The sequence below is a fragment of the Blastomonas aquatica genome (assembly GCF_014639875.1).
GTDB lineage: Bacteria > Pseudomonadota > Alphaproteobacteria > Sphingomonadales > Sphingomonadaceae > Blastomonas > Blastomonas aquatica.
This window is the reverse complement of record NZ_BMGD01000007.1, coordinates 23,436-39,804: the sequence shown is the minus strand read 5'-3', so window position 1 is coordinate 39,804 and position 16,369 is coordinate 23,436. Positions and strand designations below refer to the sequence as shown.

Here is a 16,369-nt window from a genome sequence, read left to right as displayed (position 1 = left end):
TCAATGGCTTGCCCCGTGCGCCCAAGGGAAGGCGCGCTTGCTGGTCTGGGTGAGCGCGACATCCATCAGAATGGCGAGCAAGGCGATCCATGCCACATAAGGTATGATCACATCCATTGCGAGATACCGGCGGACAAGGAAGATGCGGTAGCCCAGCCCGACATCGGCGGCGATCGCCTCTGCCGAGATCAGGAACACCCAGGCCGGACCGAGCGCCAGCCGCACCGTCTGCAAAAGCCGTGGCATCGCCTGCGGCAACGCGACTCGGATCATGATCTGCCACGAGCTTGCGCCCAAAGTTTGCGCCTTGATGATCTGCTCGGTCGGCAAAGCAGCGACGTGCGCGGCGATGTCGCGCACCATCACGGGCGCGATGCCGATGACGATCAGCGCGACTTTGGCGGTCTCGCCAAGCCCCAAAGCAATGAACAGAATCGGCAGCAGCGCGATTGGGGGAATCACCGCAATCCCGGTCACCAGTGGACCGAAGGTCGCGCGCACCGGGGGCAGCACGCCGAGCACCAGCCCGACGATCAGAGCGGTCAACGTCGCGATCCCCAGCCCCAGCCCGAGCCGCTGCAGGCTGGCGAGCGTATCGACCCAGAACACCATCTGCCCGGTGAGCTGGTCCGCCTGGAACATCAGCGCAGACATCGCGCGCACCATGGCGCCGGGCAACGGCAGGATCTTGTCCATCGGGTTGTCGGCGTGCCGCTGCGCCGCCATCACCAGATAGACCAGCACCAGCAGCGCGATCGGCAGCGCGCCCAGCAGGATGCGCTGGCTGCGGTTGAGGTGGAGGTTGACCCAGCGCATGGCTATTGTCTCTCGCTACGCCGTCCGGACAATCAAAGCTTGCCGTCGGCGGCGAGCTTCATGAAGCTGTCGTCGAAGCGCAGCGTTACCCGGCCCGGATCGCCCAGCGTCTTGCCACCGGGGAAGCCGATGCCGACATCATCGGCCGAACTCGCCCCCTTGAACAGCCCCTTGGAAAAGCTGAAATCGCGCACCAAGGTCATCGTCTCGATCAGGGTCGGCGAGGTGGCTGCGGCGACCGCCGATTGGGGGTCGGCATACAGGAAGGTCGTGGCCAACTGGCTGTCGAACATCTCAGGCGTCGCACCCGACAATTTGGCCATCGCGGCGCGCGCGGCTGCACCTTCGGCGTCCTGACGCTGCATCAGCGCCACGGTCTCGTACCAGATGCCGACCAAGGCCTTGGCAAGGTTGGGGTTGGCCTTGAGCGTGGCGGTATCGACCACCATCAGGTCGAGGATTTCACCGGGAATGTCGGCCGAGCTGAACACCAGGTTCACGCCCGTTTCCGCTTTCATTACCGACAGCTGTGGGTTCCACGCGACAGCGGCGCTGACATCGGGCGCGCCAAAGGCCGCCACGATATCGGCATCGGAGGTGTTGATCGTCTTGACGTCGGGGGATTTCAACCCAGCCTTGTCGAGCCCGCGCGCCAGCAGGTAATGCGAGACCGAAAGCTCGACCAGATACGCCTGGCGGCCCTTGATCGCGGCCAGCGAATTGGCGCCTTTGAGCAGGATGCCGTCATTGCCGTTAGAATAATCACCGATGATGATCGCGGTGGTGTCCTTGCCGCCCGCAGCCGGGATAGTCAGCGCGTCCATGTTGGTCACGGTGACGCCGTCGAACTTGCCTGCGGTGTACTGGTTGACCGACTCGACATAGTCATTGACCTGCACCAGGTTGATTTCGATGCCGTATTTGTCCGCCCACTTCTTCACGATCCCGGACTGCTGCGCATAGGGCCAGGGCATCCAGCCGGCATAGATCGACCAGCCGATAGTGAATTCGGTGCGCGGTTCGGATTTGGGATCGGGGCCCTGGGAACAGGCCGCCAGCATGAGAGACCCTGCGATCAGCACCGCAGTGCCGAGTTTGCCCAATAGCCTCATCATGATTCGATCCCCTTTCGCAGTGCAGCATCACTCTGACTGCGATCCTTGTCCATCAAAAAATATTACCCACACCAGAAAGTGTAATACCGATGGTTGCCGCCGCCCTCCTCCGGAACAGCACCAATGGCTTGCGCCAAACGCCGCCGCCATAACCGCAACCGTTGCGATAGCTGGAGTTTTACGGGGCTTTTGAGTTGCGTGCATTCGCTATCGACACAACCGGCATGGACCGAACGCGATTCGAGTCGCGGCACTGGCAGAATAATGAATGCAGTGGGTTCGCACGTTTCACAACGAAGTTCATCGCGTCGCAAATAGCCGGAAAAACCGCAGTTTTGTGCACTGCAGCATGCTTTTTGTTCATACTGAGCAAGCGCAATATTATTACGCTTGACGCAATGCGTAATATCCATACCGTAAAGCACATCGTCGCTGCGACGACACAAAACGAAAGATCAATTGTTCTGAAGTGAGGGATCGTGGATCGAATTCAGGCCTGCACCCATGTTCTGCCAGGCGATGTGCTGCCGGTTTTTGGCAACGCGCAACTGGCAGTCGGCGCAGGACTGACGACAGATATTCGAGACGGTCTCGAGGCCGGCGGAGCCGATGGGCATCGCTTTGATTATCCCGGCGCAAACAGCGACCGGGCACAGGGAACTTTCAAACAAAATGGCCGGAAACCGGCCGCCAAGGTGCCGGCCTAGCCAGAGCGCCAACGGGCCAATGCGCCCGACGGGGAAAGGGTGTCGTTCGAAGAAAGGCTCACCAGATAAGGGGGGTCGGAATGACTAAGAAACTGTTTCGCAACACACTGCTCGGCGCAACCATGCTCATGGGTTTCGGCACCGCTCCGGCGTTTGCACAAGATGAAGCAACCGAGGCCCAAAGCCCCCAGGCTGCAGAAACTATTGTCGTGACGGCGACGCGACGCGCTGTGTCTTTGCAGGATGTTCCGATCAACATTTCAGCAATCGGTGCCGAGCAGATTGCGAGCCAGCGCCTTAACGATATCCGTGACCTTGGTGCCTTCACGCCAGGTATAACCATCACAGATACTGGCCCCCGTGGGGCTGGTACTATCGTGATGCGCGGCCTTTCTGCCGATGACTCCAGCACCTTCGCCGACAACAGCAACAACGCCATCGGTATCTATCTTGGCGAGGTTCCGCTTTATTTCGATTTCAAGCTGATCGACATGGAGCGGGTTGAAGTGCTGCTTGGGCCACAAGGCACGCTCTACGGCCTTGGCACTCTGGCCGGCGCAATCCGCTATATTCCTGGCCGGCCGGACGCATCGAAAGTCTCCGGCAATGCCCACGTCCGCGCCTTTGCCATGGAACAGAGCAAGGACGTCGGATATGTCGTCGATGCCACCATCAACTTGCCGCTGATCAGTGACCGGCTGGCATTCCGCAGCGCCACGGGCTATTTCTATGATCCCGGCTTCATCGATTATCCGTTTACAGTCCAGCAGATCAGCGTTTCGCTGCCACAGCCCGGTCCGGCTTCCAACCCGCTGGGCACCGATGCGCAGCGTGCGGCCAATTTTCGGGGTGACCGGGACGTCAACTTCGGCAAAACCTTCACCACCCGAAACCAGCTGGGCCTGACGCTTGATGACCTCAAGGCGTATCTCACTTATGCCTTCCAGGAAGTGCGTACAGATGGCCGTCAGGCCAATGGCGGCGGCGTACTCGGCGAAGGCCGCTATGAAGGGCCGTGGCGCGTACTGGAACCGCAAACCCGTCGTGCCCACCTGCTCAGCCTCGAAGTCGAGGCACAGCTAGGCGGCATTGCAGAACTGGTTTCCTCCACCGGTGTCACCTGGACGAAGAACAGCGGGGGCGTCGATGTGACCGATCTGCTGCTTGATCTCGATTACGGTTACGAAAGCTTCCCGGCCTTTACCGGTTTCACGCGGTCGACCGCGCGTTCCAAGCAGTTTAACCAAGAACTGCGCCTGGTATCCACGCACGGAGGGCCATTCAGCTGGGTTCTGGGGGGTTTCTACAACGAGCTGCGCAATAAAAACACCTATCGCGAATACATCCCCGGCTTTGCTGCCTCGCCTACGGGGATAGCATTTGGCGTCATCCCCAATGCCGACGATAACGAATATGCGTCGTTTGGACGCAGCACTATCAAGGAAAAAGCCATTTTTGGGGAAGTCACCTTCAAGGTAACCCCGGAATGGCAGATCACCGGCGGACTGCGCTATTATGGCTATGATCTTGATCGCATCGGTGGCTCTACGCTGCCCTATTATGATGGGCCGGTAGAAAGCGATGACGATATTCCGTTCAGCCCCGGTGATACAAGTGCTACTGGCCTTGTCTATAAGCTCAATACCTCCTACAAGTTCGGTGACAGTACTTTGGTTTACCTGACTTATAGCACAGGCTATCGGATCGGCGGGGTCAATACTGGCGCGGAACCGTGTGTGTTACCGCTCAATCTCAATCAGCAAAACCTTTGCGCGCTGCCGGAGGAATTGTTCTATGATTCCGATGAAACGGAGAATTTTGAACTCGGTATTCGTACTGCTTTCTTTGAAAACAGGCTGAACATGAATGTGTCGGTATTCCAGGTCAACTGGGATGGTATCCAGTTGGCCAGCGCCACGCAATTTGGCGGTATCGGCATTCTCACCAACGGCGGGACCGCGCGCAACCGCGGGCTCGACTACTCGTTCAGCGCACAGATCACCCCGGAATTCTCATTGCGCGGAAATTACTCCTATCTGGACGCGCAACTGACATCCGACGTGCCCAGCCTGCTGCAGATCCGCAACAGCCAGGTTGCGAGCGTCCGGCCAAAGTTCGTTCGCGTCGGTGTGTTCGATGGTGACCGTCTGCCGGGTTCGGCCAAGCATAGCGGATCGCTTGCAGCCGATTATCGGACGCCGGTGGGCGAAAATGGGGAAATCAACTTCAACTGGACATCGACCTATACCGGCAACATTTTCAGCCGCGTCGGCAATCGCGGGTTCGGAGAGACGCTGCCTGATTATTTGACACACCGCGCCGCCATTACCTACCGGATGGGTGAGACCTACGAGGTGTCTCTGTTCGCCAACAACATCACCAACGAATATGCCGTCACCGGTATCAGCAACGATCGCAGCCGCTTCGGCTTCGTCAATGGCGGCGTTATCTCGCGTTATTATGGGCAATCGGTGCTGACCCCGCGGGTGGTCGGTATCGAGGCGCGGGTCAGATACTGACCGCGCGGCAATGTCGAACCTGAAGCCTTCGATCAAACTGGTTGCAGCAGTTCTGCTGGTGGGGTGCCTGCCCGGTACTCCACTGGCGGCTGCCAAAACCACTGCCCTGCCCGCGCTGTTCGCCGAACGCTGGATAGACGGCACCAACGGCGCAGAGCCAGCCACCCAGGCGCAGTCGCTCGACGCCGATACCTTCGTCATCCGGCAATCGGTGAAGACCAATTTCGAGGCGCCGTTCGTCTATCTGCTGTTCGGGCGCGACAGAGCCCTGCTGATCGACAGCGGCGCGGACGATGGCCAGATCAGGCCTGCCGTCGATCGCGTGATCGCCGATTGGCTGGCCGCCAACAATCGCACGAGCATCCCCCTGGTGGTCGCGCACAGCCATAGCCATGGCGATCATATCGCAGGCGACGCGGCGTTTCGCGATCGGCCCGATACCATCGTCGTGGGATTGAATCCCGCAGACGTCGCGCGCTTTTTCAGCATACAGCCATGGCCCGGGAGCACCGCCACGTATGATCTGGGCGGTCGCAAGCTCGCTATCCTGCCGACACCGGGACACCAGGCGGCGGCGATCATGGTCTATGATCCACGGCTGAAGATCCTGCTGTTGGGCGATACGCTGTATCCCGGGCGACTGTATGTCCCGGTCAATTTCCTCAGCGACAACCGCGCCAGCATCGACCGGCTGGCAGCGTTCGCGGCCAGGCACCCAATCCGTGCGGTGCTCGGCGCGCATATCGAAATGACCCGGACCCCGGGCCAGGATTACCCGCACGAAGCAGCCAGCCATCCGAACGAGCACCCGCTCGAGCTCCCCGCCAGCGCGATCGCCGAACTGCGCTCGGGCCTCAAGGCCAGGCTCGATGTGCCCGAGCAGGGCCAAGTGCACGATCACTTCATCATCATGCCGGTGGCGGCCCGTGCCGAGTGACCCACATAGACCAAATCTATGGGGTCTATACCGGATTGCCATCTGGCGTGATGGGGCGGATTTTACGACGGTATCTCGATTGAATTTGTCATCCCGAACCCTTTGACGTGCCGGTTATCCGGCGATGCGCAGGGTCACATCGCGAGTACAAATATATGGACGGAGTTCGTGTAGGTAACCGGCTGGTGGGCACGCAGTCGCCCGTGACCATCGGGTGGGAGAACATTCCCCGGGTGGAAGGTGGTCCGGTCAAGCAGTTCATTTTCACCTACTTCCAGCCTGCAGTGCTGTTTGCGCTGATCCTGTTCTGGTATTACGCGCCCAATTCGATCGCCAAGGCATCGACCGCGATCGGCATCGGCATCGCCTTCAAGCTGCTGCTGCTCGCGCTCGAATGGGTCAACCCGCGCTATGCCAGCTGGCGGCTGACCTGGAAGGAACTGGTCACCGACCTGTTCTATGTCGGGCTGGGCTATACGGTGCTGGGCCTCGTGGAAAACCATATCGGCGCCGATGTGGTGATCGAGGCGGTCCGCAACAGCTATGACTGGGAAAAGTTCGCTTGGTTCACCAGCATGCCCTTGCTGGTGCAGGCGTTCCTGATCCTGTTCATTTTCGACTTCGGCCAATACTGGATGCATCGCGGGATGCACAATTTCTACCCGCTGTGGCTGACCCATTCGGTCCACCACTACATCACCCAGCTGAACATCAACAAGGGCGCGGTCGGCAACCCGATCGAACTGCTGCTGATCGGAATCGGCATTGGCGGCTTCTTCGATTTCCTGCCGCGTGCAGCACTGCTGGCAGGCGCGATGGGGATGTCGATCGGCATCTATCAGCACATCAACGTGCGGTTCAACACGCCTGCCTGGTGGCGCTTCCTGTTCAACACCACCGAGCATCACAGCCTGCACCATTCGCAGGATTTTGAAGCGACCCGCAGCAACTATGCCGCCAACTTCATCTTCATCGACCGCATCTTCGGCACTTGCATCGATGGCGAAGCCGAACTGCTGGGCATGGAGGGCGGCCGCCGCATGTCAATCCGCGAGCAGATGCTGTTCCCGTTCACCGAAGGCTGGAAAACGACGAAGGAACGCCTTGGCAGATCGCGCCGGGCCAAGGGACAATTCGCCGAGCAAGACACGGTACCGGCAGAGTGATCGACCGGACCCCGACCATGGGCGATGTCCCTGCCCTTCGCGACGCTCCCGCCCGCTCGGCTAAGTCCGGATTGAACCTGCGTTTCATTGACTGGATCTGGAACATCCGGGGAAGCGTTCCGCTGGCACCCGGTCAGTCGAGCGATGAGGCGTTCAGCAGGCTTGATCCGCTGTTCGATCAGCCCGGCACCACCTATGAGCGGACCGGCGATGCGCTCTCCTTCGCCAAGAAGGACCAGGCCGCGCAGGACAAGATGTCGATCTTCGATGTCGGTGTCCTGCAGGTCGAACAGAGCGCCGACGGGCCCGTGTTGCGGTATCGCATGGCCAGCCGTGCGTTGCTGTTCTGCTTTCTGGCGCCGTTTCTGTTCCTCGCCTTCGGGCAACTGATCGTCGCCGTCGGAATGATGACGGCGCCTGCGACCGAGGCGGCGGAGAAAGACAAGAAGGACGAGAAGAAAGAGGTCGTCCGCAAGCTCAATCCAATCGACGAGTTCCTGGGCGCGCCTGCCCCTGAAAAACCCAAGAAGGACGACAAGTCGGAGAAGAAGGACGACAAGCATTCGCCGACCGCAGCCTATGTCTTCGCCGCGCTGTTTGCCGCGCTGTATGTCGTGGGACGGCTGCTTGAAGACCGGCTGATCAAAAACGTGTTCCGGCGCAGCCTGCAGACGCCTTAGCCCTGGACCTCCTGCGGTCGGCCGCCGGTATCTGCGCTTGTGCGCCCGGCTGTCGATTTTTCCTGATCTATATTGTGCGTTGAAAACCCGCGCGGTGTTGATACGTACACCCGGCACCTTTCACGGCACGGACAGATCATGGGCCAGACATTTGTACTGACAATCAACTGCACCGATCGCACCGGCCTGGTCGCGGATGTTACCGCGATCATCTGGAAAAACGGGGGCAACATCGTCGATGCCCAGCAGTTCAACGACAAGCCCAATGACCGGTTTTTCATGCGGGTCGAGTTCGACCTCGCCGATCCGGAGAGCTTTTCGCAGGCGCACCGCGATTTTGCAGCCCTGGCGCAGCCGGACGCAATGGAATGGGACCTGCGCCCGACCGATACCCTGCAAAAGGTGCTGATCCTGGTCAGCAAGTTCGATCATTGCCTGGCCGATCTGCTGTATCGCTACCGCATCGGCGAGATACAGATGGACCCGGTCGGCATCATCTCCAACCACCCGCTGGAAAGCCCGGTATCCTCGCTGATTGGCGACATTCCGTTTTACCATCTGCCGATCAGCAAAGACACCAAGCCGCAGCAGGAAGCGCAGATCAAGGCGATCGTCGAGCAGACCGGGGCCGATCTGGTGGTGCTGGCGCGGTATATGCAAATCCTGTCGGATGATCTTTCAGCGTACCTTTCGGGCCGCTGCATCAACATCCACCATTCGTTCCTGCCGGGTTTCAAGGGCGCCAAGCCCTATCACCAGGCCTGGGAGCGCGGTGTCAAGATGATCGGTGCGACCGCGCACTATGTCACCGAGGACCTCGATGAAGGGCCGATCATCCATCAGGATGTCGAGGCGGTCAGCCATTCGGACAGCCCCGAAGATCTCGTCCGCAAAGGCCGCGACATCGAACGCAGGGTGCTGGCGAACGCGGTGCGCCATCATTTGCAGGGACGCGTGTTCCGCAACGGCAGCCGCACGGTGGTGTTCAAGGCCTGATCACCGGGCCACGCTGGCTCAGGATCGGGCCGGCGGCCTGAAGCCTTCGGCCACCCGGCGCGGCGCATCGGGAACATCCTCGTTGATCACCAGCATCAGGTCCAGTTGCTGGTGCTGGCGGGCAATGGGCCGAAACGTCAGGCCATCCAGATCCAGCCGGGTCAACGATTCGGGCGCGAGGATCACCCCTGCGCCCGCCGCAGCCAATGTCGCCGCCGAGATGAAGTCGCGCGCGCGGACGATCGACCGGATCGGTGTGCCCACCTGCCGCGCCATTTCGCGGATGCCGTCGATCAGCCCGACATCTTCGTGGAACTGCGGCACGATGAAGGTCTCTTCGACTAGCTGCTCCATCTCGACCTGGTTCAGCTCCGCCAGCCGGTGGGTTGTCGCCATCGCCAGCAGCATTCCTTCGCTGTGCACACAGAACGCCTCGGTGCCCGCGGGATAGCTTGGCCTTGGCCGCACCAGCGCGATGTCGAGCCGCCGCTGGGCAATTGCCTCGAGCTGCGAGGGCGTGTCCATCGGCTCGAGCTGCAGTTCGGCATCGGGGCAGGTCCGGGTCAGTGCCCCCACCAGCCGGGGCAGCACGCCGTTGAGCGCAGCCGAAAACACATAGCCGATCCGGATCGGCCCGGCATCGCCCGTAGCAAAGCGCCTGCCCGAACGCTCGGCGCGCTCGATCGCCTCGAGCGCCTGCCGGGCCTGGGGCAGAAACAGCTGCCCGGCACGGGTCAGCTCGACCGATCGCTTGCCGCCCCGCCGCAGCAACGGCGTGCCCAGTTGATCCTCGAGCCGCTGGATCCGCTTGCTGATCACCGATTGCGTGCACCCGAGTCGGTCGGCGGCGCGCAGGAATCCGCCTTCACCGACCACCAGCAAAAACGCCTCCAGAGAGCGGGGATCGAGCATCAGTTTCATTCCGAAAAGCGATTGAAGGTTCGATTATACGATATTGTTGCAATGATAGCCGCGCGACAGATAGGCTGCAAAGGAGATTTGCCGTGGCCGTGATGACGCGATTTGACTGGGAAGATGCGCTGATGCTGGATCAGGCGCTCGACGACGACGAGCGGATGATCGCGCAGGCCGCGCGCGCCTTTGCCCAGGACCGGCTGCAGCCGCGCGTGCTCGAAGCCTATGAGAACGAGCAGACCGATCCCGAGATCTTCCGCGAGATGGGCCGTCAGGGGCTGCTGGGGATCACGCTGCCCGAGCAATATGGCGGCGCGAACGCATCCTATGTCTCTTATGGCCTCGTCGCGCGTGAGATCGAACGGGTGGATTCGGGCTATCGCTCGATGATGAGCGTGCAGTCGAGCCTCGTGATGTTCCCGATCTTCGAATACGGGTCCGAAGAGCAAAGAATGCGGTATCTGCCCGGTCTGGCGAGTGGCGAGCTGATCGGTTGCTTCGGCCTGACCGAGCCCGATGCCGGATCGGACCCCGGCGGCATGCGCACCCGCGCCGAGAAAATCGATGGCGGCTACCGGATCAACGGCAGCAAGACCTGGATCAGCAACGCGCCGATCGCCGATGTCTTCGTGATCTGGGCCAAGTCCGATGCGCATGGCGGCGCGATTCGCGGCTTCGTGCTGGAGAAGGGAATGGCCGGGCTGTCCGCACCGCAGATCAAGGGCAAGCTTTCGCTGCGCGCCTCGATCACCGGGATGATCGCAATGGACGACGTGATCGTTCCTGAGAGCGCACTGCTGCCCAATGTCGAGGGGCTGAAGGGTCCGTTCGGCTGCCTCAACCGCGCGCGGTACGGCATCTCCTGGGGGGCGATGGGCGCGGCCGAATTCTGCTATGCCGCCGCGCGGCAATATGGCCTCGATCGGATCCAGTTCGGTCGGCCATTGGCTGCGACGCAGCTGTTCCAGAAAAAGCTCGCCGACATGGCCACCGACATCACGCTGGGGCTGCACGCGGCGCTGCGCGTCGGCCGACTGATGGATGGCGAAGGCTTTGCCCCCGAGATGATCTCGATGATCAAGCGCAACAATGTCGGCAAGGCGCTCGATATCGCCCGGATGGCGCGCGACATGCACGGCGGCAACGGTATCTCATCCGAATACGGGGTGATCCGCCACATGATCAACCTGGAAACGGTCAACACCTATGAAGGCACGCATGATGTGCATGCGCTGATCCTAGGGCGCGCGATCACCGGCCTGGCGGCGTTCTGAACGCCGTCCAGCCGGGACTTACAAGCGCGTCGCATGAATCAGGCAACCAAGCACCGCAGTTTTCTGTGGCTCGGGGTGATGCCTGCTTTCGGGGAGGTTCGGAGACTGCGCGCATGACGACAATTGGGTGGAATGCTGCCTTCAGGCGTGCTCGGCTAGCTTCGCCAACGTGCGCTGATACTCGCGCAGCTCAAATGCTTTTTTGAGCCTCATTCGACGAAGCACATAGCTTATCGCAAACATCGGTAAGCATCCGATTAGCACGCCAGTCTGATAATATGGCACATCAGACCATGTAATCAGGCCTCTGAAGACTGCGTCCACGAGGAAGATAAACATCCCGACTAAACCAAGAACGCCAAAACCAAGGGGAATGACTTCAAGGGCGCGCGACGGCGGCGCTGGCGGTCTTCGGAAACGCATGCGCCCAAACTATATCGACAATGGCTGGCCGACAAGAGGGGCCGTTCCCAATGCGTGACGGGCCATGTCCGCTAAGGGGCCGGCGAAAGAATGTCGGGATCCGGCAAAATCGAGGGGATAGTTGCCGTTCGGATATGACCGTCAGGCTGACCATTCTGCCGCGTCTTGCTTCAGTGGTTGTCTGGCAGCGTCCTTTGACAGGCGTCGATTATGCGGGCCTTTGACGCGTCCAGATCAGCCATGTCATATCCGGTTGTCTCAATACAATTAAATTTCGAATGTGGGCGTTGCCCGAATCTACCGGACGAGCAGCACCGGCACATGGACGGTGCGGATCATCGTCGTGGTGGTGCTGCCGACGATCAACGTTCGGATCGGCGAATGGCCATAGGCCCCCATCACCAGCATCGCGCCCGGGGTCTGTTCGACTACCTTGGCGATCACCGCTTCGGGCTTGCCGCGCTCGAGCATCGTGGTGACCTGGCGCTCGGCACCGATCCGCGATGCGGCATCGTCCAGCGCGCGGCGATGCGCGGCGCCATCGGCATTGGTGTCGGCCATCACGATCGTGATCGGCATTGCGCTGAACAGGGGAGATTCGATCAACCGCCCCAGCGCGCGTTCGGCTGCGGGGCTGGCGTCATAGGCAAACACGATCCGCTGCGGCTCGGCATAATCGCGCGACGCCACCAGCACTGGCTTGGCGCTGGCACGGACGACACGCTCGAGCTTTGAGCCGATATGGCCGCTGGCATATTCATGCGATGCCCCGCGCTTGCCGATGACGACAACCCGCGCACCGTCTTCTCGCTCAAGGATCGTTTCGACAATGCCGCCATGCCGATGCAGCGTGCGGACATCGAACGCCCCGCCATCGCGCAGGCGCGCTTCACCGGCAGCGAGCAACTGGCGCCCGCGTTCCACCTTGAGCTTGGCATCGGCCGCCTCGAGCGAGACCAGCTCTTCCATCAGGCTGGACTTGACGCCCAGTCCGATTGCCCCGGATCGATCGCCACGCTTTGCCACCGCATCGCTGCGCTGGACGACATGAAGCAGTTCGACCGGCATGGCCAGCCGCCGGGATGCCCAGGCAGCAAGATCGCAGACGCTATCGGCATAGCGCGATGCATCGATACAGGCGAGGACGTGTTCCATGGTCTAGCCCCTCTCAATGGCCGCCGGGTTGCGCTTGCGCACCCGGCTTGTCGTGGATGGCATAGCGATCGATCATCGAGGCGCTGGCCTCGTTGAGCCCGACTACCTTGACGTCGGTGCCTTCGCGGCGGAACTTCAAAATCGCCTTGTCGAGCGTTCCGACCGCAGAGATATCCCAGAAGTGCGCGCCGCTGACATCGATTTCGACCCGGTCGAGCACCTCCTTGAAGTCGAACGCTTCGACGAAGCTATCCGATGAGGCGAAGAACACCTGCCCCGACACACTGTATCGGCGTGCGCGGCCATCGGCCGAAAGCTCGGACTGCACGGTGAACATACGCTTGACCTTGCTGGCAAAGAACAGCCCCGAGAGGATCACGCCTGCCAGCACGCCCTGCGCCAGGTCATGCGTCCACACCACGATGACCACGGTGACCACCATCACCACCGACGACTGCCACGGGTGGTGACGGATGTCGCGGATCGACGCCCAGGAGAAGGTGCCGATCGAGACCATGATCATCACCGCGACCAAGGCCGCCATCGGGATGATCGCAACCAGCGAGCCGAGCACGAGAATCAGGAACAACAGGAACGAGCCCGCAATGAAGGTCGACAGCCGGGTCAGGCCACCCGATTTCACGTTGATCACCGACTGGCCGATCATCGCGCAGCCGCCCATGCCGCCCAGGAACCCGGTAAAGAAGTTGGCGATGCCCTGCCCTTTCATCTCGCGCTGCTTGTCGGACGGGGTATCAGTCAGATCATCGACGATCTGTGCGGTCATCATCGATTCGAGCAGGCCGACCGCGGCCATGGTGAGCGAATACGGCAGGATGATCTGCAGCGTTTCCAGCGTGAACGGCACATCGGGGATCAGCCATGCAGGCAGTGAGGACGGAAGTTCGCCCATGTCGCCCACCGTGCGGACATCAAAGCCGGTGTAGAACACCAAAGCGGTGATGACAGCGATCGCCACCAGCGGCGATGGCACCGCCCTGGTCAGATACGGGAAGAGATAGATGATCGCCAGACCACCTGCCACCAGAGCATAGGTCAGCATCGGCACGCCGATCAGCTCGGGCAACTGCGCCATGAAGATCAGGATCGCCAACGCGTTGACAAAGCCGGTGATCACCGAGCGCGAGACATATTGCATCAGCAGGTTGAGCCGCAGAAATCCTGCGATCATCTGCACAATGCCCATCAGGATGGTGGCTGCGAACAGATAATCGACACCGTAATCGCGGACCAGTGGCAGAACCAGCACCGCGATCGCCGCTGTCGCCGCCGAGATCATCCCCGGACGCCCGCCGACCAGCGAGATGATCACCGCGATCGAGAACGATGCGTAAAGCCCGACGCGCGGATCGACCCCGGCGATGATCGAAAAGCCGATGGCTTCAGGGATCAGCGCGAGCGCAACGACGATCCCGGCAAGGATGTCATCGCGCGGGTTTGAAAGCCATTCGCGCTTGAGAGTTTCGAGATTGAACATGGTTGACCTTAGACTGTACCGAGACGACGCAACCACCGCTGACGCAAGACCTCGGTTAGAGGTCGCGTGGGGCCATGCTGACGGTCGGAAGGGAGGAAAAGGTTATCCCGGGGATAGGCGCCGGGCCGAGCCACTCGTCTGAACCGAGTCCGGCGGATAGGATTTTCGCGTTAGATCAAATCACCCGATGCTGCAAGTGCGAACAACGCTGTACAGCTGGGGATGAACGCCGATCAGCTTGGGCCTCGGCAGCGCTCGGGATGATCCCGAGGGTTCTCATTCATGAGAAAACTGGAGCGGGCGAAGGGATTCGAACCCTCGACCCCAACCTTGGCAAGGTTGTGCTCTACCCCTGAGCTACGCCCGCTCGGCGGCTGGTTCGACGGGCGATCCAGCAGGTGAGGCGCGCAGTTAGCACCGGCTTTTGGGTCCGGCAAGCCCAAATGTGTATTTCCTGCGGAATCATTGTTCCACTCTTGGCAGAAGCTGCTTGCGCACCATCTTGGGGTCTCGGATAAGATAGCACAATCTTGCGGGGGCAAACCCCGCAGACGCGCAACTTTCGGGTTAGCAGCGTGCAACAGCAGGAGCATTTGACTTGGCCAGCATGGGTTTGACGACCGAAGAACACAAAGCCGTCGAGGCATTCCGGACCAGTGTGGTCGAACCATCGATGACCAAGCTGGTGATCCTCGATTTCTGGGCGGAATGGTGCGGACCGTGCAAGACGCTGACTCCGGTGCTGGAAAAGGTCGCTGCGGATTACGCCGACAAGGGTGTGATGCTGGTCAAGGTCAATGTCGATGAGGAACGCTTCATCGCCTCGCAGTTCCAGATCCAGTCGATCCCCACCGTCTATGCGATGTTTCAGGGCCAGCCGGTCGCCAACCTTACCAACGCGCGCACCGAGGCGCAGCTTGGTACCATCCTCGATCAGCTGCTCGAAAAGCTGCCGATCCAGGCTGGCGATGGCGAGGACGAAGGCGCGCCCGACATCACGCCGCTGATCGCCATGGGTGAAGACGTGCTGGCCGAAGGCGATGCCGAACAGGCCGCGGCGATGTTCGCGCAGATCCTCGACATGGTCCCCGACAGCGTGCCCGCGATCTCCGGCCTGCTGCGCGCGCTGGTCGCCGCCGACAAGGTGGCCGAAGCGCAGGCGCTGCTCGCCGATCTGCCGCCAGAGATTACAGAAGATACCGGGCTCGACCGCGCCAAGGCGGCGATCGCACTGGTCGCCGACAAGGCCGATGACGGCGAGATCGCGGGACTTCGCGCTGCTGCCAATGCCGCGCCGGATGATCATGCCGCACGGTTTGACCTTGCGGTCGCGCTGTTTGCCGGTGGCGAGCGCGACGAGGCAGCAGACCATCTGCTCGCAATCGTCAAGGCGGACAAGGAATGGAACGAGGGGGCGGCGCGTGCGCGGCTGCTGCAGATTTTCGAGGCGGTCGGCCTGGAAGACCCCTGGGTCTCGGCGACGCGGCGCAAGCTGTCGGCAGCGTTGTTCGGATGACAGGCAAGCCCGCCATGGTCGCGCAGCGCATCTCGATTTTCCCGCTGACCGGTGTGATCCTGTTCCCCGGGCTGCAGGTTCCGCTGCATATCTTCGAGCCACGCTACCGCGCATTGGTCAGCGATGCGATGGCACGCGACCGGCAGATCGGCATGATCCAGCCGCGTGGGCCGGGCGAACCTCCGGCGTTGTTCGATATGGGCTGTGTCGGGCGGATCGTCGATGTCGAGGCGCTTGACGATGGCCGTTACAATCTGGTGCTTGAAGGTTTCGCCCGGTTCCGCGTGTTGCGCGAGCTGGATGTGACGACTGCCTTTCGCCAGATCGAGGCTGAATTGATCAACGAGAACGACGACGATCAGGCGCTGTCGAGCGTCGAGCGCGCCAGCCTGGAACGCGAAGCACAGCGCTTTGCCAATGCGCAGGGCTATAGCGTCGACTGGGATTCGGTTGCGCGGCTCGACGACCGCTCGCTGGTCAACGGCATCGCTCAGATTGCGCCGTTCGATGCGGCCGCCAAGCAGGCGCTGCTCGAAGCCGATGGCCTGACCACGCGCGCGGACCTTCTGGTACAGTTGATGCAGTTCTTCGGTCGGCGCGACAGCGATGATCCGCGCGTGACGCTGCAGTAGTACCCTACCCCCCGCATGGG

14 protein-coding genes, 1 tRNA gene and 1 other annotated feature are annotated in these 16,369 nt (G+C 61.1%); of the genes, 9 read left to right on the top strand and 6 right to left on the bottom strand.

Features of this window, described 5'->3' with window-relative positions:
* Both IEW00_RS16485 and IEW00_RS16480 read right to left on the bottom strand, forming a co-directional pair.
* Positions 1–816 (bottom strand): ABC transporter permease, encoded by an 816-nt coding sequence (locus IEW00_RS16485; RefSeq protein WP_188515524.1) that lies wholly within the window; start codon positions 814–816, stop codon positions 1–3.
* 32 nt (positions 817–848) lie between these two features.
* Entirely contained in the window at positions 849–1,931 is a 1,083-nt protein-coding gene (locus tag IEW00_RS16480) for a putative urea ABC transporter substrate-binding protein (RefSeq protein ID WP_188515523.1), read from the bottom strand.
* Positions 1,932–2,410: 479 nt separating this feature from the next.
* Here IEW00_RS16480 and IEW00_RS17555 point away from each other — a divergent pair, with 479 nt between their 5' ends.
* From IEW00_RS17555 to purU, 6 genes are all read left to right on the top strand, one after another.
* Positions 2,411–2,638: a hypothetical protein gene (locus IEW00_RS17555; RefSeq protein WP_229737103.1), complete on the top strand. Its 228-nt coding sequence runs from the start codon at positions 2,411–2,413 to the stop codon at positions 2,636–2,638.
* An 80-nt stretch (positions 2,639–2,718) separates the two neighbouring features.
* Positions 2,719–5,157: a TonB-dependent receptor gene (locus tag IEW00_RS16470; RefSeq protein WP_188515521.1), complete on the top strand. Its 2,439-nt coding sequence runs from the start codon at positions 2,719–2,721 to the stop codon at positions 5,155–5,157.
* Between the two features lie 10 nt (positions 5,158–5,167).
* Positions 5,168–6,094, top strand: a complete 927-nt coding sequence (locus tag IEW00_RS16465) for an MBL fold metallo-hydrolase (protein WP_188515520.1) — start codon at positions 5,168–5,170, stop codon at positions 6,092–6,094.
* Between the two features lie 155 nt (positions 6,095–6,249).
* A complete protein-coding gene (locus tag IEW00_RS16460; RefSeq protein WP_188515519.1) occupies positions 6,250–7,260 on the top strand; it encodes a sterol desaturase family protein in 1,011 nt (336 codons plus the stop codon).
* Complete coding sequence (locus IEW00_RS16455) at positions 7,257–7,940, top strand: hypothetical protein (protein ID WP_373282664.1); 684 nt, start codon at positions 7,257–7,259, stop codon at positions 7,938–7,940. Before IEW00_RS16460 ends, IEW00_RS16455 begins: the two co-directional genes overlap by 4 nt.
* A gap of 138 nt (positions 7,941–8,078) precedes the next feature.
* Positions 8,079–8,936 carry a formyltetrahydrofolate deformylase gene (gene purU, locus IEW00_RS16450; RefSeq protein WP_188515518.1) on the top strand — a complete coding sequence of 286 codons (858 nt, stop codon included), beginning with the start codon at positions 8,079–8,081 and terminating at the stop codon, positions 8,934–8,936.
* A gap of 18 nt (positions 8,937–8,954) precedes the next feature.
* Here purU and IEW00_RS16445 read toward each other — a convergent pair whose 3' ends face one another.
* The gene (locus tag IEW00_RS16445; protein WP_229737102.1) at positions 8,955–9,848 is read right to left on the bottom strand and encodes a LysR family transcriptional regulator; all 894 of its coding nucleotides are present in this window, start codon (positions 9,846–9,848) and stop codon (positions 8,955–8,957) included.
* 92 nt (positions 9,849–9,940) lie between these two features.
* Between IEW00_RS16445 and IEW00_RS16440 the strand changes: the two genes are divergently transcribed.
* Positions 9,941–11,125, top strand: coding sequence for an acyl-CoA dehydrogenase (locus IEW00_RS16440; RefSeq protein WP_188515516.1), 1,185 nt, complete (start codon positions 9,941–9,943; stop codon positions 11,123–11,125).
* Positions 11,126–11,845: 720 nt separating this feature from the next.
* Here IEW00_RS16440 and IEW00_RS16435 read toward each other — a convergent pair.
* From IEW00_RS16435 to IEW00_RS16425, 3 genes are all read right to left on the bottom strand, one after another.
* Positions 11,846–12,703 (bottom strand): universal stress protein, encoded by an 858-nt coding sequence (locus IEW00_RS16435; RefSeq protein ID WP_188515515.1) that lies wholly within the window; start codon positions 12,701–12,703, stop codon positions 11,846–11,848.
* Between the two features lie 13 nt (positions 12,704–12,716).
* A complete protein-coding gene (locus IEW00_RS16430; RefSeq protein WP_188515514.1) occupies positions 12,717–14,201 on the bottom strand; it encodes a SulP family inorganic anion transporter in 1,485 nt (494 codons plus the stop codon).
* 100 nt (positions 14,202–14,301) lie between these two features.
* Positions 14,302–14,355: a sequence feature (sul1 is cis-regulatory element that is thought to sense ions involved in sulfur or methionine metabolism; They are found in Alphaproteobacteria), on the bottom strand.
* 138 nt (positions 14,356–14,493) lie between these two features.
* Positions 14,494–14,568: transfer RNA gene (locus IEW00_RS16425), tRNA-Gly, on the bottom strand.
* Between the two features lie 240 nt (positions 14,569–14,808).
* On the opposite strand from IEW00_RS16425, the gene IEW00_RS16420 reads away from it, so the two are divergent.
* Positions 14,809–15,717: a tetratricopeptide repeat protein gene (locus IEW00_RS16420; protein WP_188515513.1), complete on the top strand. Its 909-nt coding sequence runs from the start codon at positions 14,809–14,811 to the stop codon at positions 15,715–15,717.
* A complete protein-coding gene (locus IEW00_RS16415) occupies positions 15,714–16,349 on the top strand; it encodes an LON peptidase substrate-binding domain-containing protein (protein WP_229737101.1) in 636 nt (211 codons plus the stop codon). Before IEW00_RS16420 ends, IEW00_RS16415 begins: the two co-directional genes overlap by 4 nt.
* Positions 16,350–16,369: the final 20 nt, after the last annotated feature.

What these genes read in the sequence shown, in the direction of transcription:
- purU (WP_188515518.1), top strand. Translation starts at nt 8,079, where the DNA reads ATGGGCCAGACATTTGTACTGACAATCAACTGCACCGATCGCACCGGC.
- IEW00_RS16445 (WP_229737102.1), bottom strand. Translation starts at nt 9,848, where the DNA reads ATGCTCGATCCCCGCTCTCTGGAGGCGTTTTTGCTGGTGGTCGGTGAA.
- IEW00_RS16465 (WP_188515520.1), top strand. Translation starts at nt 5,168, where the DNA reads ATGTCGAACCTGAAGCCTTCGATCAAACTGGTTGCAGCAGTTCTGCTG.
- IEW00_RS16420 (WP_188515513.1), top strand. Translation starts at nt 14,809, where the DNA reads ATGGGTTTGACGACCGAAGAACACAAAGCCGTCGAGGCATTCCGGACC.
- IEW00_RS16470 (WP_188515521.1), top strand. Translation starts at nt 2,719, where the DNA reads ATGACTAAGAAACTGTTTCGCAACACACTGCTCGGCGCAACCATGCTC.
- IEW00_RS16430 (WP_188515514.1), bottom strand. Translation starts at nt 14,201, where the DNA reads ATGTTCAATCTCGAAACTCTCAAGCGCGAATGGCTTTCAAACCCGCGC.
- IEW00_RS16435 (WP_188515515.1), bottom strand. Translation starts at nt 12,703, where the DNA reads ATGGAACACGTCCTCGCCTGTATCGATGCATCGCGCTATGCCGATAGC.
- IEW00_RS16485 (WP_188515524.1), bottom strand. Translation starts at nt 816, where the DNA reads ATGCGCTGGGTCAACCTCCACCTCAACCGCAGCCAGCGCATCCTGCTG.
- IEW00_RS16460 (WP_188515519.1), top strand. Translation starts at nt 6,250, where the DNA reads ATGGACGGAGTTCGTGTAGGTAACCGGCTGGTGGGCACGCAGTCGCCC.
- IEW00_RS16480 (WP_188515523.1), bottom strand. Translation starts at nt 1,931, where the DNA reads ATGATGAGGCTATTGGGCAAACTCGGCACTGCGGTGCTGATCGCAGGG.
- IEW00_RS16415 (WP_229737101.1), top strand. Translation starts at nt 15,714, where the DNA reads ATGACAGGCAAGCCCGCCATGGTCGCGCAGCGCATCTCGATTTTCCCG.